Genomic DNA, 25,947 nt, shown 5'->3' with positions numbered 1-25,947 from the left:
TTCCGGTTGATAGCGTGGCCAGGAGGAGTGTGCTAAAAAGGTCCGGCGATTGGGTGCAGCCCATCGGTGGCAGGGCCTCCGGCGCACTGACATAACGATAAACTACGACTCACCGAGGCGATGGTAGGGCGAAATGGAACAGCACTCCGAGGGCTTGAAGGTCATGGTGATCGACGATTCGAAAACGATTCGTCGCACTGCTGAAACCCTGCTGAAGAAAGTAGGTTGCGATGTCATCACCGCAGTGGACGGTTTCGATGCCCTCGCCAAGATTGCGGATACTCATCCCCGCATCATCTTTGTCGATATTATGATGCCCAGGCTGGACGGTTATCAGACCTGCGCGTTGATCAAGAACAACAGTTCCTTCAAGTCGACGCCAGTGATCATGCTGTCTTCCAAAGACGGCCTGTTCGACAAGGCGAAGGGGCGCATTGTCGGCTCCGATCAATACCTCACCAAACCGTTCAGCAAAGAAGAGCTGCTCGGTGCAATCAAGGCTCATGTCCCTGATTTCGCGCCGGTGGAGCAAGCGTCCTGAAGTTCGGCATTGTTTGCCGCTGAAGCCTTCCTAATGGAGAAATCATGGCTCGCGTTCTGATTGTTGATGATTCGCCGACCGAAATGTACAAGCTCACCGCCATGCTGGAGAAGCATGGTCATGTGGTGCTCAAGGCCGAGAATGGGGCCGACGGCGTAGCGTTGGCTCGCCAGGAAAAACCGGACGCCGTGCTGATGGATATCGTCATGCCTGGCTTGAACGGCTTCCAGGCTACGCGCCAGCTCACCAAAGATTCTGAAACCAGTCACATTCCAGTGATCATCGTTACCACCAAGGATCAGGAAACCGATAAGGTCTGGGGCAAGCGCCAGGGGGCCAAGGATTACCTGACCAAGCCGGTGGACGAAGCGACACTGCTGAAAACCCTGAATGCCGTTCTGGCAGGCTGATGCCGGGGTAGCCAACACTCGGACAAAGGGACGTGGCCAGCATGCCTGACATGCAAACGCCGTTTCAGCAGTTGCTGGAGCTAGATAAACGATGCCGCAGCTATGCGGCCGGTCTGCCTTCGCAGCAGGAAGCCGTACAAACCTGGGGAGGGATCGGTTTCCGGATGGGCGGGCGACTGTTCGTCGCTCCGATGGGAGAGGTCGGTGAAATCCTGCATGAGCCTCGATATACGTTGCTGCCCGGCGTCAAGAGCTGGGTCAAGGGCGTAGCGAACGTCCGTGGCAGATTGCTGCCGGTAATGGACCTTTGTGGGTATTTCGGACTTGAGCTCTCGCCATTGCGAAAGCAGCGCAGGGTACTGGTCGTTGATCATCAGGAAGTGTTTGCCGGATTGACCGTCGACGAAGTCTTCGGCATGCAGCACTTCCCGGTGGAGACCTTTTCCGAGGAGCTGCCTCCGATCGAGGCATCGATTCAACCGTTCATTCATGGTGTGTTCCAGCGCGAGCAGCCCTGGCTGGTCTTCAGCCCGCACGCTCTGGCAACACATCAGGCGTTTCTAGACGTCGCTTATTGAGTTGTAGGTGGGGTCGACCGAGGTCGGCCTTTTGGTTCTTGGATGGAAGCGCACGGAGGTCCAGGCGGGGGCCGGATAATGATCAAAATGAATGCTAATGCTTTGTTGAGCGGGGTGCGCAGCAATACGCTGATCACCGGTTTGTTTATCGTGCTGATCGTTTCGATCGTATTGCTGTTCGCGAACTTCGCGTACGTGAATACGCAAGCGGATCACGATAACGAGTACATCGCTCACGCTGGAGAGCTGCGCGTACTGTCCCAGCAGATCGCCAAGGACGCCGTGGAAGCGGCAACGGGAACACAGGAGGCTTTTGCTTCCCTGAAACAGGCTCGTAACGACTTCAACCAGCGCTGGGGTTATCTGTCTCAGGGCAACGACAGCATTGGCCTGCCCGCCGTGCCCGAGTCGCTGCGCGCGGAGGTCAATGCCGTAGAGCAGGACTGGAACACGCTGCGTCGCGACACCGACGCCATCCTCTCCAGTGAACAAACCGTTCTCTCGCTGCATCAGGTTGCCAGCACCCTGGCAGAAACCATTCCCCAGCTTCAGGTCGAATACGAGGAAGTCGTCGACATCCTGCTGGAGAGCGGTGCGCCTGCGGCTCAGGTATCGGTAGCGCAGCGTCAGTCGTTGCTGGCGGAGCGTATCCTCGGTTCGGTGAACAAGGTGCTTTCCGGTGACCAGGATTCGGTCCAGGCGGCGGACATGTTCGGTCGTGATGCCAGTCTGTTCGGGCGGGTTCTGAACGCCATGATCGAAGGCAACGTCGCCATGGGCATCACCGCGGTTGCCGACGAAGAGGCACGCGATCGCCTTTCCGAAATTTCCGAGCTGTTCCAGTTCGTATCCGGCTCGGTGGACGAGATTCTCGAGACGTCGCCGGAACTGTTCCAGGTGCGCGAATCGGCGAACAGCATCTTCGAAGTTTCCCAGACCCTGCTGGACAAGACCTCTGCGCTGTCGCAAGGCCTGCAGAATCGCGCCGATGCGCGTTACATCAACACCATCATCGGCTACGTGCTGGGTGCGCTTGCACTGGCAGCGATCATTCTCATCGGCCTGGTGATGGTTCAGGAGGCACGTCGCCGCCTGAGCGAAACCGCCGAGAAGAACGAACGTAACCAGGCAGCGATTCTGCGACTGCTGGACGAGATCGGCGACCTCGCTGACGGTGACCTGACGGTAGCCGCCACCGTAACCGAGGATTTCACCGGTGCGATCGCCGACTCGATCAACTACTCCATCGACCAGCTGCGTGAACTGGTAGCCACCATCAACCAGACTGCCGTGCAGGTATCGGGCGCGGCCCAGGAAACCCAGGCGACGGCCATGCACCTCGCCGAGGCTTCCGAGCATCAGGCGCAGGAGATCGCCGGTGCGTCGGCGGCAATCAACGAGATGGCGGTGTCGATTGACCAGGTATCGGCCAACGCCGCGGAGTCGTCGGCGGTAGCGGAGCGCTCGGTAGCCATCGCCAACAAGGGCAACGAGGTGGTGCACAACACCATCACCGGCATGGACAACATTCGCGAGCAGATCCAGGACACGTCGAAGCGGATCAAGCGTCTCGGCGAATCGTCCCAGGAGATCGGTGACATCGTCAGCCTGATTAACGACATTGCCGACCAGACCAACATCCTCGCGCTCAACGCGGCGATCCAGGCCTCCATGGCGGGTGACGCAGGCCGGGGCTTCGCGGTGGTAGCGGACGAAGTACAGCGTCTGGCGGAGCGTTCGTCGGCGGCGACCAAGCAGATCGAGGCGCTGGTTAAGACCATTCAGACCGACACCAACGAGGCGGTCATCTCGATGGAACAGACCACCGCCGAGGTGGTGCGCGGAGCCCGTCTGGCGCAGGACGCCGGGGTGGCACTGGAAGAGATCGAGAAGGTATCCAAGACCCTGGCGGCGCTGATCCAGAACATTTCCAACGCGGCACGCCAGCAGGCTTCCTCGGCTGGTCACATCTCCAACACCATGAACGTGATCCAGGAGATCACCTCGCAAACGTCGTCGGGTACCACCGCTACTGCCAAGAGCATTGGTAACCTGGCGAAGATGGCCAACGAGATGCGCCATTCCGTTTCCGGTTTTACCCTGCCGGATGCTCAGGATCAGGCCTGACTTGATGGGTGCGGCAGTCATTGATGGCTGCCGCCGATGATCACGAGCGAGGGGCAGGGCATGCAGCCGAGGTTGGACTGGGCATTGGAGCCCCTGGCCGATATGTCGCCGGCGGAATTCCATGATTGGCAGACGCTTCTCGAAGAGCGTTCCGGCATGGTCGTCAGCGAGCAGCGGCGCAGCTTCCTGCAGGCCAACCTGAGTGCACGGATGCGCGAAGTCGGGGCTCCCGACTATGCCACCTACTATCGTCAGGTCACGTCCGGTCCGCGAGGTGCGGTCGAATGGTCGACGCTCATGGATCGGTTGACGGTCCAGGAGACGCGCTTCTTTCGCCATCCCGCTTCCTTCGAGCCGCTGAAGGCTCATCTGGACCAGTGTCTGGAGCAAAGGGCGGGTGATCGGCCACTGACGTTATGGAGCGTGGGTTGTGCAAGTGGCGAGGAAACCTACTCGCTGGCGATGACCGCTGCCGAGGCACAGGCGCATAGCTCGGTCAAGGTGGGTTTCGGGGTTACCGGCACCGACATCAGCCTCAGCGCCCTGGCCAAGTGTCGCGCGGCGGTCTACAGCGCCCGTCGGCTGGAGCAGGTCGAGCCGGCATGGCGTGAGCGCTACTTCCTGTCGTTACCCGATGATCGTTTTCAAGTCGTCCCTGATCTCGCTGCACGCGTTTGCTTTGCAAGGCTCAATGTGCTGGAGCTGGCGAATTCGCCGATCTCCGGCATGGATGTCATTTTTTGCCAGAACCTGTTGATCTACTTCCGCCGCTGGCGTCGTCGCGACATCCTCAATCGCCTGGCCGAGTGCCTGGCCCCAGGGGGGCTGCTGGTGATAGGCGTAGGCGAGGTGGTCGGCTGGCAACATCCGGATCTGCTTCCGGTTGCCAATGATCAGGTTCTGGCTTTTACCCGGAAAAGTTTATGAGCGGAGTCGCTATGGGTGATCGGCACGATTATGTCGCCCTGGAGTGGGTGAAAGGCGAGATTGCCGAAACGCTTAAGCAGGCGCGTCAGGCGCTGGAGGCGTTCGTCGAGAATCCACAGGACTCGACTCGGATGAGCTTTTGCCTGACCTATGTGCATCAGGTACATGGCACTCTGCAGATGGTCGAGTTCTTCGGCGCGGCACTGCTCGCCGAGGAAATGGAGCAGCTCGCGCGTGCGCTGCTCGAAGGCCGCGTGGCCAACCAGGGCGAAGCGCTCGAGGTGATGATGCAGGCCATCCTGCAGCTTCCCGTCTATCTGGATCGCATCCAGAGCGCCCGTCGCGACCTGCCGATGGTCGTCCTGCCGTTGCTCAATGATCTGCGTGCCGCCCGTGGCGAAAAGCTGCTCTCGGAAACCAGCCTTTTCTCGCCCGATCTCTCCGGGCGCACCCCGGCGCTTTCTCGCGAGTCCGTCGAGCGCCTGCGCACCGAGGAGCTGCCGGCATTGCTGCGCAAGCTGCGCCAGATGCTGCAAGTCGCACTGGTGGGCGTGATCCGCAACCAGGATCTTCCGACCAATCTGGGCTATATGGCTCGGGTATTTGCCCGCTTGGAACAGCTTTGCAAGGATGCGCCGCTGGCTGCGCTCTGGCAGATCGCGTCGGGGCTGGTCGAAGGGCTGGCCAGTGGTGGTGTAAGCAACGGTACATCGGTTCGCACCCTGCTGCGGCAGGTGGACAAGCAGCTCAAGCGGCTGGTCGAGGAGGGCGCAGATGGTATCAACCAGGCTGCGCCTGATGAGTTGATCAAGAATCTGCTCTTCTATGTCGCCAAGGCGCCCGGGCAGACGCCGCGCATCCAGACGCTCAAGCAGCACTATCGCCTCGATGAAGCGCTGCCGGACAGCACCGTGGTTGATCAGGAACGCGCCCAGCTGGCTGGCCCGGACCGAGGCGCGATGCGCTCGGTGGTCACGGCACTGTGCGAGGAACTGGTCCGCGTGAAGGACAGTCTTGACCTGTTCGTGCGCAGCGATCGCAAGGTCATTTCCGAGCTTGCGAGCCTCGAAGTGCCGCTCAAGCAGATCGCCGATACCCTGGCGGTGCTCGGCTTCGCGCAGCCGCGCAAGATCATTCTCGACCAGATCGCCCTGGTCCAGTCCGTTGCGCAGGGACGGCAGGCGCCCGACGACGCCGTGCTGATGGATATCGCCGGAGCATTGCTCTATGTCGAGGCCACGCTCGCCGGCATGGTCGGAGGCCCTGCGGAGGAGCGCAGCGAAGCGAATCATCTGCCGACCACCGATGTGGCTCAGATTCACCAGCTGGTTATTCGCGAAGCGCGCAACGGGCTGGAGCAGGCGAAGGATGCGATCATCGAGTTCATCGCCTCGCAATGGAATCACGAGCACCTGGCGCGCGTTCCCGATCTGCTGACCCAGGTCCGTGGCGGCCTGGCCATGATTCCGTTGGAGCGTGCTGCAGCGCTGCTGCAGGCTTGTAACAGCTACATTCAGGACCAGCTGTTGGCCCGCCAGGCTGTGCCTGACTGGCAGAGCCTGGACACCTTGGCGGATGCGATCACCAGCGTCGAGTACTACCTGGAGCGACTGTCGGAAGACTGCGGGACGCAAGGCGACCTGATTCTCGATGTGGCCGAGGAGAGTCTGCAGAACCTGGGTTATTCGCTGGGACAAGAGAAGCCGCAACCGGTAGAGCAGATCGCCGAATCCGAGATGCTGGATCCACTGGACGAGATCGAAGTGCTTCCGGAAGAGCTGGAGGTGAGTCCCGACACGTTTGCCTTTGCCGAGCCCTCTGAAGAACAACAACCGGACGCATCGGAGCCGGCGTTCGTCAGCGAGTCGCAATTGCTGCTCGACGCCGCGGAAGCCGAACCCGAAATCGAGGCGGTGGAATTCGAGCCCGAGTGGACACTAGGGGATTCAACCTCCACGGACGATGAGATCGTCTTCAGTCTGCCGGATGATGAGTCGTCGGCTGCTCCGGCCCTTGCCGAGACGGCGGACGAGGAGCCGAGCCTGGAGGACTGGAGCGTGGCGCAGGTTGCCGAGCTCGACCTTCCCGAAGTGACCCTGCCTGACTTCACGCAGCCCGAAGCAGCTCCCGTTGTCGAACCCGAGCCGGCAATCAGCCTGGAGCAGGTGATGGCCGCGCCGGTTACCGCCATCAATCCGCCGGCGCAGGATGTTCCGCCAAGCCTCCTGCCTCCGCCTGCCGACGAGGAGCCGGTCGATGAAGACCTGCTTGAAGTCTTCATCGAAGAGGCCGCTGAAGTCTTGGAAACCATCGGCGAATACCTGCCGCGCTGGTTCTCCGACGGTGATGACAAGGATGCACTGGGTGAAGTCCGCCGTGCATTCCACACCCTCAAGGGCAGCGGACGGATGGTGCGGGCGCTGATCATCGGCGAACTCGCATGGTCCATCGAGAACCTGCTCAATCGCGTCCTGGATCGCACCATCGTCGCCGGCGATTCGGTCAGGCAGGTGGTGCGTGACGTCGTCGAGCTGATGCCGGCGCTGGTCGAGGAGTTCGCCGCCAAGGCGCAGCGCCAGCGTGACGATGTCGATCGATTGGCCGCCACCGCACATGCGCTGGCCAAGGGGCAGCCGGTAGCGCTGCCTCAGCCCGTCGCTGAGGTTGTCGAGGCCTTTGTGCCTGACGTGGACCCACAGCCCGCACCGATCGCCGAAGCGCCTCAGGCGGTTCTGCCTGAAAACGATGACGATGCGCTGGACCCGCAGTTGCTGGAAATCTTTCGCAACGAGGCAGAGTCGCACCTGACCACGCTCGTCAGCTTTCTCGCAGATTGCGCGCAACGCCTACCCCAACCGGTGACCGATGCATTGCAGCGCGCGCTGCACACCCTCAAGGGCAGTGCGCACATGGCCGGCATCCTGCCCGTTGCGGAAATCGCGACGCCGTTGGAAAAGATGGTCAAGGAATTCAAGACCAACCTGATCCAGATGGACCTGGCGGAAGCCGAGTTGCTGCACGAGGCCGAGTCGCTGCTGCGGCAGGGGCTGGTCAATCTCGACCATGAACCGCTGGCACCGATCGAAGGGGCCCCCGCGTTCCTGGCCAAGGTGCATGCGTTGCATCAGGCGCGACTGGTCGAGGCGGGTGCCCGCCAGCAGAACGATGCAGGCGAGGCGCGCGATCCGAGCATGATTGCGCTGTTTCTCTCCGAAGGCATGGATATTCTGCTGGACGCAGAAGACTTGTTGCGTAGCTGGCGTGAGCATCCGGCCGAGCGCCAGGAGCTGTCCGCCCTGCTGCAGGAGCTGACCACGCTCGGGCAGGGCGCCAAGATGGCCGATCTGCCGCAGATGGAGGCCCTGTGTCAGGTCCTGCTGCGCCTGTATGCCGTCGTCGAAGAGGGCCGGCTCGCCGTCAGCGAGCGCTTCTTCGATGATGTCGAGCGCGGTCATGAAGCGCTGGTCGGGATGATGGACCAGGTGGCGGCAGCGCTGCAGGTCAGCGAGCAGTCTGAACTGCTGGCGCGTCTGGAGGCGTTGCTGGCCGAGGCGATAGACCCGCTGGATCTTGCGCAGTCATTTGCCGAGCCGCAGGTTGCAGCGGCCGAGCCCGCGCCCGTTACACAATTGCAAGCCGAAGCCGAAGCCGAAGCCGAAGCCGAAGCCGAAGCCGAAGCCGAAGCCGAAGCCGAAGCCGAAGCCGAAGCGTGGCCGGCCGATCCTGTGGTGGACGAAGCGCAGGATGACCTCGATCATGAAATGGTCGAGATATTTCTCGATGAAGCGGTCGATCTCATGGAGAGCGCAGGCCAGGCGCTGGATCGCTGGCTTGCCGATCCCGCCAATCAGATGGCCCTCTCGGCGCTGTTGCGCGACCTGCATACCCTCAAGGGTGGCGCCCGAATGGCCTCCATTCGCCCGATCGGTGACCTGGCGCACGAGCTTGAATCGCTCTATGAGGGTCTCTCCGACGGCCGTTACGTCCACTCCGTCGAGTTGGCGACGCTGTTGCAGCGCAGCCACGATCACCTGGCCCTGCAGCTCGAGCAACTGCAACGCCAGCTGCCGATGAGCTGCGCCGATGCTCTGATCGAGTCGATGCGCGCCTTTCGTCAGGGCGCTTTTCCTGCGTTCGAATCCGAGGACGTAGTTGCCGAGGCGCAGCCGGATCAGGGTAATGAATCCCATACGTTCGAGGAGCCACTCGAGGGCGAGGACGCTTTTGACGCTGTGCCGGACCAGCCGGTCATGGAGGTCATCGATCTGCCACTGGCTGACATCGATGAGTCATTCATCAGCGAAGAGGGTGAAGCAGTCAGTCCCCTGGAGGACGTCGAAGCCACCGAGGCCTCGTTCAGCGAAGCGCAGGACGAGATCGAGCTCGAATTGCCTGAAATCGAAGACGCGCCCGCGTCGTTCGAGGTGGCCGCGGATGCCCCGCGAGCCGAAGCGGTCGATCGTCAGCCAGAGCTGGTAGATCGCGACCCCGAGCTGGTGGAGATCTTCCTGGAGGAGGGCTTCGACCTTATCGAAAGCGCGGCCGGCGGGTTGCAGCGCTGGATGGCGGACGTCGACAACAGCTTCGAGCTTGAAGCACTGCAGCGGGATCTGCACACCCTCAAGGGTGGCGCACGGATGGCGGATATCCGCGAGATCGGTGATCTCGCCCATGAACTCGAGTTTCTCTATGAGGGGCTGTGCGCTGGCAGCTACCGAGCCAGTTCCGAGCTGTTCGGCCTCCTGCAGGCCTGCCAGGACCGTCTGGCGGAGATGCTCGAAGCGGTGCGGGCGCACAATCCGATCCCTAGCGGTGATGCGCTGATCGAGACGATTCGCCGATTTCGCAACAACCCCGAGGAACAGCTGAGCATCCCCAGCAGCGTATCGCTGAAGGCTGCTCAGGAGGATGCGCAGCAGTCGGCCGAGGCCGAGATCCTCGATATCTTCGTCGAGGAAGCGGATGACCTGCTGGGAGAGATGGAGTCGGCCCTGGGCCGCTGGGATGCTGGCCGCGAGGACGCGGCTCCCCTGGCTGACATGCTTCGCGTGTTGCACACCCTCAAGGGCGGGGCACGCCTGGCGGGGCAGACTGCCCTGGGCAACATGGCCCATGATTTGGAGCAGCGCCTGAGCGAGGCGCAGCAACAGGGCGCCCCTTGGCCGGACAGCCTGTTCCTCGATGTACAACAGGGTTATGACGCGCTGCTCAAGGACGTCGAGCAGTTGCGCGACAGCCTTGCCAGCGATAGCGCCGAGCCGCTGCATTCGGAGCCACAGCATGCGGAGCTGCAGGAGACCGAGTCGCCGTTGCCGAGCGAGCCGCTGACACTGCCGCAGCCGATCATTGCGGCGAGCAGCCAGCCGGCGCCAAGTGCTGCGCCGGCAAAGGTCCTGCCGTTTATTCGGCGCGCCCAGCAGGCCGCTCAGGAAGCCGCTGCGCGTCGAGCACCACAGGAACTGGTCAAGGTGCCGGCGGAACTGCTGGAAGGGCTTGTCAACCTGGCTGGTGAAACCTCGATCTTCCGGGGTCGAGTGGAGCAGCAAGTCAGCGACGTCGGGTTCACGCTCGGCGAAATGGAAGCGACCATCGAGCGCGTGCGCGATCAGCTGCGCCGGCTGGATACCGAAACCCAGGCGCAGATTCTCAGCCGTTATCAGGCCGAGGCCGAGCGGGCCGGCTATGACGATTTCGATCCGCTGGAGATGGACCGCCATTCGCAGCTGCAGCAGCTGTCCCGTGCGCTGTTCGAGTCGGCCTCCGACTTGCTCGACCTGAAGGAAACCCTCGCTGCGCGTAACCGCGATGCCGAAACCCTGCTGCTGCAGCAAGCACGCGTCAATACCGAGCTTCAGGAAGGCCTCATGCGTACGCGCATGGTGCCCTTCGAGCGGCTGGTGCCGCGTCTGCGTCGTATCGTCCGGCAGGTGGCCGGTGAACTCGGCAAGCAGGTCGAGTTCCTGGTCGGCAACGCCACCGGCGAGATGGACCGCAGCGTGCTCGAGCGAATCGTCGCGCCGCTGGAGCATATGCTGCGCAATGCCGTGGACCACGGTATCGAGTCGGTCGAACGGCGCCGTGCCGCCGGCAAATCCGAGCTGGGCACGATCCGCCTGGATCTGGCGCGTGAAGGCGGCGATATCGTCCTGACGCTGACGGACGACGGTGGCGGCATCAACCTCGAGGCGGTGCGGCGCAAGGCGATCGAACGCGGCCTGATGTCCGCCGACAGCGGTCTGTCCGAACACGAGATCCTGCAATTCATCCTCGAGGCCGGTTTCTCCACCGCCGAGCGCGTCACGCAGATCTCCGGCCGTGGTGTCGGCATGGACGTGGTGCATTCGGAGGTCAAGCAGCTCGGTGGCTCCATGAGCATCGAATCGACGCTGGGCCAGGGCACGCGTTTCCTGATTCGCCTGCCGTTCACGGTGTCGGTCAACCGGGCGCTGATGGTCTACTCGGGCGAGGACCTCTATGCGATTCCGCTGAACACCATCGAAGGTATCGTGCGGGTTTCGCCGTACGAGCTGGAGGCTTACTACCAGCCGGATGCGCCGCGCTTCGAATATGCCGGTCAGGCCTACGAGCTGCGATACCTCGGCGATCTGCTGAACAATGGGCAGAAGCCGAAGCTGGTCGGACAGAGTCTGCCGCTGCCGGTGATTCTGGTGCGCTCCAAGGAGCACAGTGTCGCGGTGCAGGTCGACAGCCTGGCCGGCTCGCGCGAGATCGTGGTGAAGAGCCTCGGCCCGCAGTTCGCCGGCGTCCATGGCATCTCCGGTGCGACCATCCTCGGCGACGGTCGCGTGGTGGTGATTCTCGATCTGCTGGCCACTATTCGTGTCCTGCATGCGCATCAGATCATTCAGCAGCAACAGCCGAGGCTGATCGATCAGCTGCCCGAATCCGTCGAGGTGGAAAGCGAGCGGCCGACGCTGGTCATGGTGGTCGACGACTCGGTCACTGTGCGCAAGGTCACCAGCCGCCTGCTGGAGCGCAACGGCATGAACGTGCTGACCGCCAAGGATGGGGTGGATGCGATCACCCAGCTGCAGGAGCGCAAGCCGGACATCATGCTGCTGGATATCGAGATGCCTCGCATGGACGGCTTCGAGGTCGCCACACTGGTGCGCCATGACGAGCGCCTCAAGGACCTGCCGATCGTCATGATCACTTCGCGTACCGGCGAGAAGCACCGGGATCGCGCGTTGAGCATCGGTGTCAACGAATACCTGGGCAAGCCGTACCAGGAGTCCGTCCTACTCGAGGCCATCCAGCGCCTGGTCCACGCCGATGTCTGAAGTGCTCTCCACCCGTATTGCGGTACTCGCCGATACCTCGCTGCAGCGTCACGTGCTCCAGCAGGCGTTGACCGGAAGTGGCTATCAGGTGGTGCTGAACAACGACCCGGCGCGTCTTGAGCCTGCCGATCTGGATAGCACCGAAGCGGACCTGTGGCTGGTGGATCTGGCTCAGACCGAAGACTCCCCGCTGGTGGATGCCTTGCTGGAACGCGACACCACGCGGGTGCTGTTCGGCGAAGGGCATGCGCCGGAACGCCATTCGGAGTTCTACCCACGCTGGGAGCGCAGCCTGTTCAGCAAGCTCAAGCGCCTGGTGGGCGATCCGTCGCGTGCCGTCGGGCCACGGCTGGACGTGTTGCAGGGCGAAGGGCAGCGTCCGGAGCGACTGACGCTGCCTGCAGTGCTGGCCGATTCCGCGCTGCGTGCCGGAGAACCGGCACATCAGGTCTGGCTGCTGGCAGCCTCGCTGGGCGGGCCGGAGGCGGTGAAGGCCTTTCTGGATGCCTTGCCCGGCGGGTTGCCGGTGGGCTTCGTCTACGCCCAGCATATCGAGGCGAGCTTCGAGTCGGCGCTGTCCCAGGCCGTGGGGCGCCATAGCCAGTGGCAGGTGCGGCAGGTCCGCCCGGGCGAGCCGGTTCGCTGCGGCGAGGTGGTAATCGCCCCGATCAGTGAGGAGCTGGCGTTCGAGGACGATGGTAGCGCGCGCCTGACCGGCCGCTGCTGGCCAGAGCCGTACAGCCCCTCGATCGACCAGATGATGCTGAACCTGGCCCAGCAGTTCGGCGGCCGTTGCGGTGTCATCGCCTTCAGCGGCATGGGTAGCGACGGCAGTGCCGCGGCGGCGTACGTGCTGCGTCAGGGCGGCAAGGTATGGACGCAGCGCGCCGATTCCTGCGCCTGCTCGAGCATGCCGGACAACCTTCGCGAGGGCGGTTACAGCTCCTACAGCGGTGATCCACGAGAACTGGCGCAGGCGCTAGTCAATCATCTGGTGAACCAGGCCGGGGCGCCCACCACGTCTTTTCAACGGGATAATTCATGAGTCAGACGGTCATTTCTCAGGACGCGGAAAGCCTTACCGGGCTGCTGATGCCGCTTGCCGATCGCATGCTGCTGGTACCCAACGTGGCGGTAGCCGAGCTGATTCCCTACCGTGCGCCACAGGCGGTACAGGGCATGCCGGCCTGGTTTCTCGGCCAGGTGCAGTGGCGCGACCTGAGCCTGCCATTGCTGTCATTCGAGGCCGCCTCCAGCGGCGAGCCGCAGCCGGTGGGCAGCGCCGCGCGGGTGGCCGTGCTCAACGCTGTCGGCGGGCGCGATCACGTCAAGTTCATTGCCCTGCTGGTGCAGGGCATTCCGCATTCGATCAAGGTCGATGCGAGCCTGGCGCGGGCGGACGTAGAACTTGCACCGCTGGAGCTGGATGCGGTCAACCTCGGTGATATGCAGGCACGTATTCCCGACCTGGTCGGCCTGGAGCAGAAGCTGGCGGACGCCGGCCTGATCTGACTGCGGTCCGCGGCTAGAAGTCGCCCCACAGCTGCTGCGCCACGCTCAACGCCACAACCGGTGCGGTCTCGGTGCGCAGTACTCGCGGGCCGAGCCGGGCCGGCAGAAACCCCTGGCCGCTGGCCAGCTCGACTTCGCTATCGCTCAGGCCGCCCTCCGGGCCGATCAGAAATGCCAGGCTCTGCGGCTTGGCATGGCTCGCCAGCGGCTCGGCCACCGGGTGCAGCACGAGCTTGAGGTCGGCCTCGACGTCCAGCCAGTCGCGCAGCGTGACCGGCGCATGGATGATCGGCAGTACCGAGCGGCCGCACTGCTCGCAGGCGCTGATGGCGATCTGTCGCCAATGGGCCAGGCGCTTGTCGGCGCGCTCATCGTTGAGGCGGACCTCGCATCGCTCGCTGATCAGCGGGGTGATCTCGCTGACACCCAGCTCGGTAGCCTTCTGGATCGCCCAGTCCATGCGCTCGCCACGGGACAGGCCCTGACCGAGGTGGATTCGCAGCGGTGATTCCGGCATTCCCGTCAGGCGTTCGTGCAGTTCCACGCTGACGCTCTTCTTGCCCACCTCCAGCAGTTCGCCGCGGTACTCGGCACCGCTGCCGTCGAACAATTGCACCGCGCTGCCGGCCGACAGGCGCAGGACTCGCCCGATGTAATGAGCCGATGCCTCGGGTAACGCATGCTGGCCGAGGGAAAGAGGGGCGTCGATGAAGAAGCGGGATAGGCGCATAGGGCAACGGCAGGGCGTGGTGGATGGAACGGCAAGTCTAAAGCATCGGCAGCCCGCTCAGCAGGCCGCCGCACGCTGCGTGGTGTTCAGCCCGGATCGCGGAAGCCCGGATAGAGGCCGCTCGGCATCGCCACCTGGACGGTGTCGCGGGTGGCGATATCGATCCCTTCGCTGGCAACCGCGGCGAGGAAGTCGATCTGCTCTTCGGTGATGCAGTACGGCGGCAGGAAGTACACCACGCTGCCCAGCGGGCGCAGCAGGGCGCCGCGCTCCAGCGCATGCTGGTAGACCTTCAGCCCGCGCCGTTCCTGCCAGGGGTAGGCGGTACGGCTGGGTTTGTCCTGAACCATCTCGATGGCCAGCGCCATGCCGGTCTGGCGCACCTCGGCCACATGTGGATGCTCGGCCAGGTGCGCGGTGGCGCTGGCCATGCGTGCGGCCAGCGCCTTGTTCGCCTCGATGACGTTGTCCGCGGCGAAGATGTCCAGCGTCGCCAGTGCGGCGGCACAGGCCAGCGGATTGCCGGTGTAGGTGTGCGAATGAAGAAAGGCGCGCAGGGTCGAGTAGTCGTCGTAGAACGCCTGATACAGGCGGTCGGTGGTGAGCACCGCGGCCATCGGCAGATAGCCGCCGGTAAGGGCCTTGGACAGGCAGAGGAAGTCCGGCGTGATGCCGGCCTGCTCGCAGGCGAACATGGTGCCGGTGCGCCCGAAGCCGACGGCGATCTCGTCGTGGATGAGGTGCACCTCGTAGCGGTCGCAGGCCTCGCGCAGCAGCTTGAGGTAGATCGGGTGGTACATGCGCATGCCGCCAGCACCCTGGATCAGCGGCTCGACGATGACCGCGGCGATGTCCTGGTGATGTTCGGCCAGGGTCTGCTCCATGTGCGCGAACATCTGCCGCGAGTGTTCTTCCCAGCTGACGCCCTCGGGCCGCAGGTAGCAGTCCGGGCTCGGCACCTTGAACGTGTCCAGCAACAGTGGCTTGTAGGTGTCGGTGAACAGTGCCACGTCGCCCACCGACATGGCGGCCACGGTTTCGCCGTGATAACTGTTGGTCAGCGTGACGAAGCGCTGCTTGCGCTCGCGGCCGCTGTTACGCCAGTAGTGGAAGCTCATCTTCAACGCCACCTCGATGCCGGTGGAGCCGTTGTCGGTGTAGAACACGCGCTCCAGGCCGGCCGGCGTCAAGGCGACCAGGCGCTCCGACAGCTCCACCACCGGCTGATGGCTGAAGCCGGCGAGCATCACGTGCTCGAGCTGGTCGAGCTGGTCCTTGATGCGCTGATTGATGCGCGGATTGGCATGGCCGAACACATTGACCCACCAGGAACTGACCGCGTCCAGGTAGCGCTTGCCGTCGAAGTCCTCCAGCCACACGCCTTCACCGCGGCGGATGGGAATCAGCGGTAGCTGTTCGTGGTCCTTCATCTGGGTGCAGGGGTGCCAGAGTACGGCGAGGTCGCGTTGCATCCAGCTGTCGTTCAGGCTCATGGTGACTCCTTGCGCGGTGAGTTGCGCAGCCTAGCAGAACTGGCGGTTGCGTCTCGATGGGGATACTCATCGGTTTGCTCGATGTTTCAAAACAAAAAATGCGCTCCATTCCGATAGGTAACCGGCTAGGCTTCTAGTCCTCGAAATTGAAGGATGGATTCGATGCGCTGGCGCGACTCTTCCACGCACTACGGGCTGACCAGTATCGCGTTGCACTGGCTGGTGGCCGTGGCGGTATTCGGTCTGTTCGCCCTGGGTTTCTGGATGGTCGGGCTGAACTACTACAGCAGCTGGTACCGCACCGCACCGGACCTGCACAAGAGTATCGGCATCCTGTTGCTGCTGGTCATGCTGCTGCGGGTGCTCTGGCGCTTCGTCAGCCCGGCACCGGCACCGCTGGCCAGCCAGGGCCGCCTGACCCGAACGGCCGCCAGGCTCGGCCATGGATTGCTCTATCTCGGGCTGTTCGTGGTGATGGTCTCGGGTTATCTGCTTTCCACGGCCGACGGCCGGCCGATCGGTGTGTTCGGCCTGTTCGACGTGCCGGCGCTTATCACCTCCATTGCGGACCAGGCCGATCGCGCCGGGCTGGTTCACGAGTATGCCGCCTGGGCATTGGTGATCCTCGCCGTCGTGCATGCCCTCGCCGCGCTCAAGCACCATTTCATCGATCGCGACGCGACGCTGATGCGCATGCTCGGTCGCAGCACCGATTAATCACCCCGATAGGAGAGTCACTGATGCTCAAGAAAACGCTCGCAGCGCTGGTCCTCGGCTCGGCCCTGGTCGGCGGCCAGGCATTCGCCGCCGATTACGCCATCGACAAGCAAGGCCAGCACGCCTTCGTCAACTTCAAGATCAGCCACCTCGGTTACAGCTGGCTGTGGGGCACGTTCAAGGATTTCGATGGCAGCTTCAGCTTCGATGCGGCCAAGCCGGCAGAGAGCAAGGTCAATGTCACGCTGAAGACTGCCAGCGTCGATACCAACCACGCCGAGCGCGACAAGCACCTGCGCAGCGATGACTTCCTCAACGTCGGCAAGCACCCGGTAGCGACCTTCGAGTCGACTTCGGTGAAGTCCACCGGCGACGGCACTGCTGACATCACCGGCAACCTGACGCTCAACGGCGTGACCAAACCGGTGGTGATCGCTGCCAAGTTCATCGGCGAAGGTGATGATCCCTGGGGTGGCTACCGTGCCGGTTTCGAAGGCAGTACGACGCTGACGCTGAAGGACTTCGACATCAAGATGGACCTCGGGCCGGCGTCGCAAACGGTCGATCTGATCATCTCGGTCGAAGGTGTGCGCAAGTAAACGCTCCCCGTGGAACCCGAACGCCGGCATCTTGCCGGCGTTCTGCGTTTGCCTGGATTATGTATCGGCGCGGATTGCGCAGCGGACAAAGCTGTGGCGAACGGGCCTATGAACACACCTTTTGCAATATTTGCAGCAGGTCCGACGAGTCTTTTCAGGTTTACAGACAGTCATGGATGTAAGTATATTTCGGGCCTTTACGCTCTCCGCGTCTGCGGTGTGCTGTTGCCCACTCCCGCCTGCCAGGTCTTCAAGAGGTCTTTCCATGCCAATCAAGTCAGCCAATGCTGCCCTGATGTCCATTCTCGCCATGGCTGTTTTCCTGGCCGGCTGTCAGGAAGAAGCCGCCCCACCGGCCCAGCAGAAGCCCAAGGTGGGTATCGTGACCCTGCAGGCAGAGCCGTTCGCGGTAACCACCGAGCTGCCGGGGCGTACCCGCGCCTACCGCATCGCCGAGGTGCGACCGCAGGTCAACGGCATCATCCAGAAACGCCTGTTTACCGAAGGCAGTGACGTAAAGGCCGGGCAGCAGCTGTATCAGATTGATCCATCGGTATACGAAGCCACGTTGAAGAGCGCCCAGGCGAGCGTGGCGTCCAGCAAGTCGCTGGCCGACCGTTATGCCGAGCTGGTCAAGGACCAGGCCGTCAGCAAGCAGGCGTATGACGAGGCCCGCGCCGCCAGCCTGCAGGCCGAAGCGGAGCTGGAGCGGGCGCGCATCGACCTGCGCTACACCAAGGTGTTGGCACCGATCTCCGGGCGAATCGGCCGCTCCGCAGTGACCGAAGGCGCGCTGGTCAGCAATGGCCAGGAGCAGGAGCTGGCAACCATCCAGCAACTTGACCCGATCTATGTGGACGTGACACAGCCCGCTCGCGATTTGCTTGCGCTGCGCCGTGATCTGGCTGAAGGACGTCTGCAGAAGGCCGGTGAGAACGCTGCCAAGGTGACCCTGATGCTCGAAGACGGTAGCGACTACGGTCATGAAGGCAAGCTCGAGTTCAGCGAAGTGACGGTGGATCCCGGCACTGGCTCGGTGACGCTGCGAGCGGTATTCCCCAACCCTGACAAGGTTCTGCTGCCTGGCATGTTTGTGCATGCCCAACTGGTCGCAGGCATGAAAAGCGAGGCGATCCTGGTGCCGCAGCAAGGCGTGACACGCAACGCCAAGGGTGAACCGACCGCGATGGTGGTCAACGCGGAGAACAAGGTCGAGCTGCGCACGATCAAGACCGAGCGCGCGGTCGGCAATCGCTGGCTGGTCGGCGATGGTTTGCAGCCCGGTGATCGCGTGATCACCGAGGGGTTGCAGTTCATCCAGCCGGGTGTAGAGGTCGAGGTGGCGCCGGCGACCAACGTCGATAACCGGGGGGTGAACGCACAGCCCCAAGGCCAAGAAGGCTGAGGGGTTCCTAGTCATGTCCAACTTCTTTATCGACCGGCCGATCTTCGCCTGGGTGATTGCTCTGGTGATCATGCTCGCCGGCGGCCTGTCCATCCTCAACCTGCCGGTCAACCAGTATCCGAGCATCGCCCCGCCCGCGGTCGGTATCTCGGTGAGCTACCCGGGCGCCTCTGCACAGACCGTGCAGGACACCGTGGTGCAGGTCATCGAACAACAGCTCAACGGTATCGACGGGCTGCGCTACATCAGTTCGTCGAGTAACTCCGACGGCAGCATGGAAATCACCGTGACCTTCGATCAGGGCACCAACCCCGATATCGCTCAGGTCCAAGTGCAGAACAAGCTGCAGCTGGCAACGCCGCTGCTGCCGCAAGAGGTTCAGCAACAGGGCATCCGCGTCACCAAGGCCGTAAGCAACTTCCTCATCATCATCGGTCTGGTATCGACTGACGGCAGTCTGGATCAACGCGACTTGGCCAACTACATCGTCGCCAACATGCAGGACCCGATTTCCCGCACCAAGGGCGTGGGCGATTTTCAGGTGTTCGGTGCCCAGTACGCGATGCGCATCTGGCTCGATCCAGCCAAGCTGAACAACTTCAGCCTGACGCCGGAGGATGTCAGCTCGGCGATCCAGGCGCAGAACGTCCAGGTGTCTTCCGGCCAGTTGGGTGGCTTGCCGGCGCTGCCCGGGCAGCAGCTCAACGCCACGGTGATCGGCAAGACCCGTCTGCAGACTCCGGAGCAGTTCCGCAACATCCTGCTCAAGGTCAACAGCGACGGCTCGCAGGTGCGTCTGGGTGATGTCGCCAAGGTCGAGCTGGGCGGTGAGAACTACTCGGTCAGCGCGCATTTCAACGGCAAGCCGGCTGCCGGCCTGGCGTTGAAACTGGCCACTGGCGCCAACGCGCTGGATACGGTCGATGGTGTACGCAAGACCATCGAGGAGCTCAAGCCGTTCTTCCCGCCGGGCGTCGATGTGGTCTACCCGTACGACACTACGCCGGTCATCTCCGCCTCCATCACCGGTGTCATGCAAACGCTGCTCGAAGCGTTCGTGCTGGTGTTTCTGGTGATGTACCTGTTCCTGCAGAACTTCCGTGCGACGCTGGTTCCGACGCTCGCGGTACCGGTGGTACTGCTGGGCACCTTCGGCGTGCTGGCGGTGTTCGGCTTCAGCATCAACACCCTGACCATGTTCGCCATGATCCTGGCCATCGGCCTGCTGGTCGACGACGCCATCGTGGTGGTGGAAAACGTCGAGCGGGTGATGCGCGAAGAAGGGCTCTCGCCTCTGGAGGCGACGCGCAAGTCCATGGGCCAGATCCAGGGCGCGCTGATCGGCATTGGCGTGGTGCTGTCGGCGGTACTGCTGCCGATGGCCTTCTTCGGAGGCTCGACCGGGGTCATCTATCGGCAGTTTTCCATCACCATCGTTTCGGCGATGGTGCTCTCGGTGCTGATGGCGCTGATCTTCACACCGGCGCTGTGTGCGACGCTGCTCAAGCCGATCGACAAGGATGATCACCACGAGAAAGGCGGATTCTTCGGCTGGTTCAATCGCACCTTCGAGCGCAGCGTCAATGGCTATGAGCGCGGTGTGAAAGCCGTCCTCAGGCGCAAGGCACCGTTCCTTCTGCTCTATGTGCTGATCGTCGGCGTCATGGTCGTCCTGTTCGGCCGAATCCCCAGCGCGTTCCTGCCGGAAGAGGACCAGGGCGTCCTGTTCGCTCAGGTCATGACCCCGTCGGGCTCGACTGCTGAGCGCACCCAGCAGAGCATCGACGCCATGCGCAGCTATCTGCTGGAAGAGGAGGGCGACATCGTTCGTTCCGTCTTTACCGTGACCGGCTTCAGCTTCGCCGGCCGCGGTCAGAGCTCGGGTATCGCCTTCATCAGCCTGAAGCCTTGGAGCGAGCGGACCAACGAGGAGGACGGCGTATTCGCCCTGGCTCAGCGTGCGCAGCAACATTTCGCCAGTTTCCGTGACGCTCAGGTATTCGCCTTTGCGCCGCCGGCGGTGATGGAGCTGGGTAACGCCACCGGTTTCAACCTGTTCCTGCAGGACCGCGCCGGCGTTGGCCAGGAAGTGCTGCAGCAGGCCCGCGACAAGTTCATGCAGCTGGCCAGCCAGAGTCCGGTGCTGACCCGGGTGCGGCCCAATACCCTGCGCGACGAACCGCAGTATCAGGTGCTTATCGACGATGAAAAGGCGCGGGCACTGGGCGTTTCGCTGGCGGAGATCAACAGCACCCTGTCGATCGCCTGGGGTGGCCGTTACGTCAATGACTTCATCGACCGCGGTCGAGTCAAGAAGGTGTATCTGCAGGGCGTCTCCAGTGCCCGTATGAGCCCCGAAGATCTGCAGAAGTGGTACGTGCGCAACGACGCTGGGGAAATGGTGCCCTTCAGCGCCTTCGCGACCGGTGAGTGGACATACGGCTCACCCAAGCTTTCCCGCTACAACGGGGTCAGCGCGATCGAAATGCTCGGCGAGCCGGCCCCCGGCTACAGCTCGGGTGATGCGATGGCCGAGGTCGAGCGCATTGCCGCTCAGCTGCCGCCTGGGGTGGGTTACTCCTGGACTGGACAGTCCTACGAGGAACGTCTGGCGGGCTCGCAGACCCTTGCGTTGTATGCCCTGTCGCTACTGGTGGTTTTCCTCTGTTTGGCGGCGTTGTACGAGAGCTGGTCGATACCGTTCTCGGTCATGCTGGTCGTACCGCTGGGCATCGTCGGCGCGCTTGCCTTTACGCTGCTGCGCGGCCTTTCCAACGAGGTGTTCTTCCAGGTGGGCCTGGTCACTACCATTGGTCTGTCGGCGCGTAACGCGATCCTTATCGTGGAGTTCGCCAAGGCGCTGCACGAGCAGGGCATGAGCCATGTCGATGCGGCATTGCAGGCATGTCGCATGCGTCTGCGGCCGATCATCATGACGTCGCTGGCGTTCATTCTCGGGGTGGTGCCGCTGGCGCTTGCTTCCGGGGCTGGCGCGGGCAGTAAGCACGCCATCGGTACTGGCGTGATCGGCGGGATGATCTCCGCTGCGGTGCTGGCGATTTTCTGGATTCCGTTGTTCTACGTGATGATCTGCACAATCTTCGACCGCACGAAGCCCGCCAACGAAGGTGTGAAGGAGGACTCGCTGTGAACAAGTCTCTGTTGAGTCTGGCGCTCATGACGGCGCTCACCGGCTGCTCGCTGATACCCGATTACCAGCGCCCGGATGCGCCGGTTGCCGGCGACTGGCCGCAAGGCGAGGCTTATCAGCAGAGCGCGGCACAGGCGTCCGAGCAGACGCTTGGCTGGCGTGAGTTCTTCCGCGACCCGGCGCTGCAGCAACTGATCGAAGTGGCGCTTGAGAACAACCGTGACCTGCGTGTTGCGGCGCTCAACGTTGATGCCTACCGGGCGCTTTATCGTATCCAGCGCGCAGATTTGCTGCCGGCAGTGAGCGCCGATGGCGCCGGCACGCGTAGCCGCACGCCGGGAGACCTGAGCATGAGCGGTGAGCCTGCGATCAGCAGCCAGTACAGCGCGACCTTTGGTGTTTCCTGGGAGCTCGATCTGTTCGGCCGGCTGCGCAGTCTCCGCGACCAGGCGCTGGAGGAGTTCTTCGCCAGCGAGGCCGCGCAGCGCAGTACCCAGATCAGCCTTATTGCCAGCGTCGCCAACGCCTGGTTGACGCTGCAGGCCGATCAGGCACTGCTGCAGGTCACACGCGATACGCTAAAAACCTATGAAGAGAGCTTTGGTCTGACCCAGCGCAGTTTCGACGTCGGCGTCGCTTCGGCACTGGAGCTGCGTCAGGCGCGCAGCGCGGTGGACAGTGCGCGGGTGAGTATCGAGCAGTACACCCGCCTGGTGGCGCAGGACCGCAATGCCCTGACCCTGCTACTGGGCCAGAGCCTGCCGGCCGGTCTGCCGAGCGGCGAAGGTCTCGAGCGCACCCAGCTGGCGACGTTGCCGGTCGGGTTGCCCTCGGACCTGCTGCAGCAACGCCCGGATATTCTCCAGGCGGAGTACCAGCTGCGTGCGGTCAATGCCAGCATCGGCGCCGCGCGTGCGGCCTTCTTTCCGCGCATCAGCCTGTCCGGCGCGGCGGGGACCGCCAGCAGCGAGCTGTCCGGTCTGTTCGACGGCGGTTCCGGCTACTGGAGCTTCTCGCCGAGCATCAGCGTGCCGATCTTCAACGCCGGCCAGCTTCGGGCCAACCTGGACTACGCGCAGATCAGCAAGAACATCCAGGTGGCACAATACGAGCAGGTCATCCAGACGGCGTTCCGCGAGGTCGCCGACGGGCTCGCCGCCCAGGCCACTTATGTGCGCCAGGTGCAGGCCCAGCGTGATCTGCTGCAGACCAGCGAGGATTATTACAACCTCGCCGAGCGTCGCTATCGCACCGGTGTCGACAGCTACCTGACCGTGCTCGACGCGCAGCGCCAGCTGTTCAGCGTGCAGCAGCAGCTGATCAGCGACCGTCTGGCGCAGCTGACCAGCGAGGTGAACCTGTTCAAGGCGCTGGGTGGTGGCTGGCAGGAGACCGTGCAGGCCACCCCGGAGGGCTGAGGATCATGGCGACGCAGCCCTGAAGAGGTCGTCGCCGTGCTGCAGATGCGAAAACGCCGCCCAGCGGGCGGCGTTTTCGTTCCGGCGCGGGTCAGGCTTCGCGGTTGCGCGTCAGCAGGGCCGGTTTCTCGCCACGCGGGCGGGACGGCAACTGCTCGAGCTGCTCCAGGCTGGGCAGACGATCGATCTTCGATTCCTTGTGAATGATCACCGGCTGCTTCTCGCGCGGCTTGGCCATTTCCTGACGCGTGACGACCGGCTCATCGATGCGGCGACCCTCGTTCTTGCGCCGCGGCTGACCATTGCGTGGCTGGCCGTTGCGCGCCGCCTGGCCCTGGCCAGCGGCGGGACGCTTGCCCTTGCTTCCCGCTGCGCCGCCACCGCCGTTGCGGGCAGCTCCAGCTGCACGCGGTGCGGAGCCCGGCTGGGCCTGACCGCCGCCGGTACGGCGTCCGCGGTTCTGCTTGTTCTGATAGGGGCTGACGTAATCGACGCGATTGCCGAAATTGTCCACTTCGTCATCGAGGAACTCGTCCGGCGCACGATCCGGCGGCAGTTGCGGCGGCCGGGCAACGCCCTGAGCTTCGCTGGCCACGCCATCGCGGGCCGGCTTGCGCGTCTTGCTCTTGCTGCGGCGATTGCGCTCCTTCTGCTCGGCACCCTTTTCCGCCGGCTTGTCGCGCTCGCCACGTGCCTTGCGCTCGCCACGCTGCGGGCGCGGTTGGCGGGGCTCACGGACTTCCGGCTTCTCTGCCTCGATGCTGCTGGCGTCGAAGCCCTGCAGATCGCCATCGGGAATGCGCTGCTTGGTCATGCGTTCGATGCCCTTGAGCAGCTTCTCCTCGTCCGGCGCTACCAGCGAAATGGCTTCACCACTGCGTCCGGCACGGCCGGTGCGGCCGATGCGGTGCACATAGTCTTCCTCGACGTTGGGCAGCTCGAAGTTGACCACATGCGGCAGCTGGTCGATGTCCAGGCCGCGGGCGGCGATATCGGTGGCCACCAGGATGCGCACCTGGTTGGCCTTGAAGTCGGCCAGGGCCTTGGTGCGGGCATTCTGGCTCTTGTTGCCATGGATCGCGGCAGCCGGCAGGCCGTGTTTCTCCAGGTACTCGGCCAGGCGATTGGCACCGTGCTTGGTACGGGTAAAGACCAGCACCTGCTCCCAGGCACCCTGGGTGATCAGGTGGGCGAGCAGGGCCCGCTTGTGGCTTGAGGCGACGCGGAACACGCGCTGCTCGATGCGCTCGACGGTGGTGTTCGGCGGGGTGACCTCGATGCGCTCCGGGTTTTGCAGCAGCTTGGCGGCGAGGTCGGTGATGTCCTTGGAGAAGGTGGCCGAGAACAGCAGGTTCTGGCGCTTGGCCGGCAGCTTGGCCAGGACCTTCTTGACGTCATGGATGAAGCCCATGTCGAGCATGCGGTCGGCTTCGTCGAGGACGAGGATTTCCACGTGCGACAGGTCGATGGCCTTCTGGTTGGCCAGGTCGAGCAGGCGACCGGGGCAGGCGACCAGCACGTCGATACCCTTGGCCACGGCCTGGATCTGCGGATTCATGCCGACGCCGCCGAAGATCACCGCGCTTTTCAGCGGCAGATCGCGGGCGTAGACCTTGAAGCTGTCGTGAACCTGGGCGGCGAGCTCGCGGGTGGGTGTCAGCACCAGCACGCGCGGCTGTTTCGGGCCGTAGCGGTGTTCACGATCCGGGTGACCACCCGGAAACAGCAGTTCGAGTACCGGCAGGGCGAAGCCGCCTGTCTTGCCGGTTCCGGTCTGGGCGGCGACCATCAGGTCACGGCCTTGCAACACGGCGGGAATGGCCCGCTGTTGCACGGGAGTAGGCTGGGTGTAACCGGCGGCCTCGACGGCACCGGCCAAAGCCTCGGAGAGACCGAGGGAAGCAAAGGACATGAGTAATCCTGTCTTGTTAGGGGCGAGGCCCTGGGATGGTCATGCCTGGCTCGAATCGCGACTGGCGTGCGATCCCGTTCGGTCCTGCCGCATTTCAAGATGCTGGCATCCGAGCGTAAGCCTGGCGGAAGCGCGGAGTATAACAGAGGCTGTTAACGCCGCATTGCTCTGACAGTGTCGCAGGTCACGGGTTCATTAGCCAGCTCCGTATTTCCCCGGAGCTGGCCGGAACTCAGCGCGACAGCCCGAGGTTGTTCCAGATCGCCAGGCTCGGTTCGGCCTGGTTCAGCGTGTAGAAGTGCAGGCCCGGCGCACCGCCGGCCAGCAGCTTCTGGCACATTTCGGTGATCACCTGCTCGCCGAAGGCCTGGATGCTCTGCATGTCGTCGCCATAGGCTTCGAGCTGCTTGCGCACCCAGCGTGGGATCTCCGCGCCACAGGCATCGGAGAAGCGGGCCAGCTTGCTGTAATTGGTGATCGGCATGATGCCCGGCACCACCGGCGTCTGAACCCCGAGCTTGCGCACGCGCTCGACGAAGTAGAAGTAGCAGTCGGCATTGAAGAAGTACTGGGTAATCGCACTGTCGGCGCCGGCCTTGGCTTTGCGCACGAAGTTCGCCAGGTCGTCCTCGAAGTTGCGCGCCTGGGGATGCATTTCCGGGTAGGCGGCGATCTCGATATGGAAGTGGTCACCGGTCTCGGCGCGGATGAACTCCACCAGTTCGTTGGCGTAGCGCAGCTCGCCGCTGGCCATGCCCATACCCGACGGCAGGTCGCCGCGCAGGGCGACGATGCGCTGGATGCCGGCACTCTTGTAGAGGTTCAGCAGCTCGCGCAGCTCGGCCTTGGTGTCGCCAACGCAAGACAGGTGCGGGGCGGTGGGGATCTTCACCTCACCGTCGAGTTGCAGCACGGTGTTGAGCGTGCGGTCGCGCGTCGAGCCACCGGCACCGTAGGTGCAGGAGAAGAAATCGGGCTGGTAGCCCGCCAGCTGGCGCGCCACGTTCAGCAGTTTTTCATGCCCGGCTTCGGTCTTGGTGGGGAAGAACTCGAAGCTGATGGAAGGGCGGTTCGAAGAGGTCATACAGAAATTCCTTGAGCTGCAAGCCGCAGGCCGCGAGCGCAC

17 protein-coding genes are annotated in these 25,947 nt (G+C 63.4%); 13 read left to right on the top strand and 4 right to left on the bottom strand.

Going from position 1 to position 25,947, the window contains the following annotated elements:
• The first annotated feature begins 133 nt into the window (after positions 1-133).
• The 8 genes from pilG (at position 134) to VF716_RS07610 (ending at position 13,396) form a co-directional block, all read left to right on the top strand.
• Positions 134-541, top strand: a complete 408-nt coding sequence (gene pilG, locus VF716_RS07645; protein WP_003282729.1) for a twitching motility response regulator PilG — start codon at positions 134-136, stop codon at positions 539-541.
• 44 nt (positions 542-585) lie between these two features.
• On the top strand, positions 586-951 hold the full coding sequence (pilH, locus tag VF716_RS07640) for a twitching motility response regulator PilH (protein WP_003297216.1): 366 nt from the start codon (positions 586-588) through the stop codon (positions 949-951).
• 41 nt (positions 952-992) lie between these two features.
• A complete protein-coding gene (locus tag VF716_RS07635) occupies positions 993-1,529 on the top strand; it encodes a chemotaxis protein CheW (protein ID WP_013984316.1) in 537 nt (178 codons plus the stop codon).
• Positions 1,530-1,607: 78 nt separating this feature from the next.
• Complete coding sequence (locus VF716_RS07630) at positions 1,608-3,656, top strand: methyl-accepting chemotaxis protein (RefSeq protein WP_011914956.1); 2,049 nt, start codon at positions 1,608-1,610, stop codon at positions 3,654-3,656.
• Positions 3,657-3,716: 60 nt separating this feature from the next.
• Entirely contained in the window at positions 3,717-4,583 is an 867-nt protein-coding gene (locus tag VF716_RS07625) for a CheR family methyltransferase (protein WP_440552668.1), read from the top strand.
• A gap of 11 nt (positions 4,584-4,594) precedes the next feature.
• Positions 4,595-11,884 (top strand): Hpt domain-containing protein, encoded by a 7,290-nt coding sequence (locus VF716_RS07620; RefSeq protein ID WP_440552667.1) that lies wholly within the window; start codon positions 4,595-4,597, stop codon positions 11,882-11,884.
• A complete protein-coding gene (locus VF716_RS07615) occupies positions 11,877-12,929 on the top strand; it encodes a chemotaxis protein CheB (protein WP_014597991.1) in 1,053 nt (350 codons plus the stop codon). Before VF716_RS07620 ends, VF716_RS07615 begins: the two co-directional genes overlap by 8 nt.
• Entirely contained in the window at positions 12,926-13,396 is a 471-nt protein-coding gene (locus tag VF716_RS07610) for a chemotaxis protein CheW (protein ID WP_011914952.1), read from the top strand. The genes VF716_RS07615 and VF716_RS07610 overlap by 4 nt, the downstream gene beginning before the upstream one ends.
• 13 nt (positions 13,397-13,409) lie before the next feature.
• Here the strand turns inward: VF716_RS07610 and VF716_RS07605 are convergent, their stop codons facing one another.
• Both VF716_RS07605 and VF716_RS07600 read right to left on the bottom strand, forming a co-directional pair.
• Positions 13,410-14,126 (bottom strand): 16S rRNA (uracil(1498)-N(3))-methyltransferase, encoded by a 717-nt coding sequence (locus VF716_RS07605; protein ID WP_106442481.1) that lies wholly within the window; start codon positions 14,124-14,126, stop codon positions 13,410-13,412.
• An 86-nt stretch (positions 14,127-14,212) separates the two neighbouring features.
• On the bottom strand, positions 14,213-15,619 hold the full coding sequence (locus tag VF716_RS07600) for an adenosylmethionine--8-amino-7-oxononanoate transaminase (protein ID WP_125865992.1): 1,407 nt from the start codon (positions 15,617-15,619) through the stop codon (positions 14,213-14,215).
• A 162-nt stretch (positions 15,620-15,781) separates the two neighbouring features.
• On the opposite strand from VF716_RS07600, the gene VF716_RS07595 reads away from it, so the two are divergent.
• The 5 genes from VF716_RS07595 (at position 15,782) to VF716_RS07575 (ending at position 22,909) form a co-directional block, all read left to right on the top strand.
• Positions 15,782-16,336 carry a cytochrome b gene (locus VF716_RS07595; RefSeq protein ID WP_049340292.1) on the top strand — a complete coding sequence of 185 codons (555 nt, stop codon included), beginning with the start codon at positions 15,782-15,784 and terminating at the stop codon, positions 16,334-16,336.
• A 23-nt stretch (positions 16,337-16,359) separates the two neighbouring features.
• Positions 16,360-16,935 (top strand): YceI family protein, encoded by a 576-nt coding sequence (locus tag VF716_RS07590; RefSeq protein WP_049340294.1) that lies wholly within the window; start codon positions 16,360-16,362, stop codon positions 16,933-16,935.
• Between the two features lie 265 nt (positions 16,936-17,200).
• Entirely contained in the window at positions 17,201-18,340 is a 1,140-nt protein-coding gene (locus VF716_RS07585; protein ID WP_049340295.1) for an efflux RND transporter periplasmic adaptor subunit, read from the top strand.
• 13 nt (positions 18,341-18,353) lie between these two features.
• A complete protein-coding gene (locus VF716_RS07580; RefSeq protein ID WP_049340296.1) occupies positions 18,354-21,491 on the top strand; it encodes an efflux RND transporter permease subunit in 3,138 nt (1,045 codons plus the stop codon).
• A complete protein-coding gene (locus VF716_RS07575) occupies positions 21,488-22,909 on the top strand; it encodes an AdeC/AdeK/OprM family multidrug efflux complex outer membrane factor (protein ID WP_440552410.1) in 1,422 nt (473 codons plus the stop codon). The genes VF716_RS07580 and VF716_RS07575 overlap by 4 nt, the downstream gene beginning before the upstream one ends.
• Before the next feature lie 91 nt (positions 22,910-23,000).
• On the opposite strand, the gene VF716_RS07570 is transcribed toward VF716_RS07575, so the two are convergent.
• The gene (locus VF716_RS07570) at positions 23,001-24,821 is read right to left on the bottom strand and encodes a DEAD/DEAH box helicase (protein WP_256044036.1); all 1,821 of its coding nucleotides are present in this window, start codon (positions 24,819-24,821) and stop codon (positions 23,001-23,003) included.
• 232 nt (positions 24,822-25,053) lie between these two features.
• A complete protein-coding gene (gene metF, locus VF716_RS07565) occupies positions 25,054-25,905 on the bottom strand; it encodes a methylenetetrahydrofolate reductase [NAD(P)H] (protein ID WP_014597984.1) in 852 nt (283 codons plus the stop codon).
• Positions 25,906-25,947: the final 42 nt, after the last annotated feature.

The sequence above is a fragment of the Stutzerimonas sp. Brlt_14 genome, from assembly GCF_051948915.1.
Classification (GTDB): Bacteria; Pseudomonadota; Gammaproteobacteria; order Pseudomonadales; family Pseudomonadaceae; genus Stutzerimonas; species Stutzerimonas stutzeri.
The sequence above is the reverse complement of the archived record's forward strand: the minus strand, read 5'-3'. Positions and strand labels throughout refer to the sequence as shown.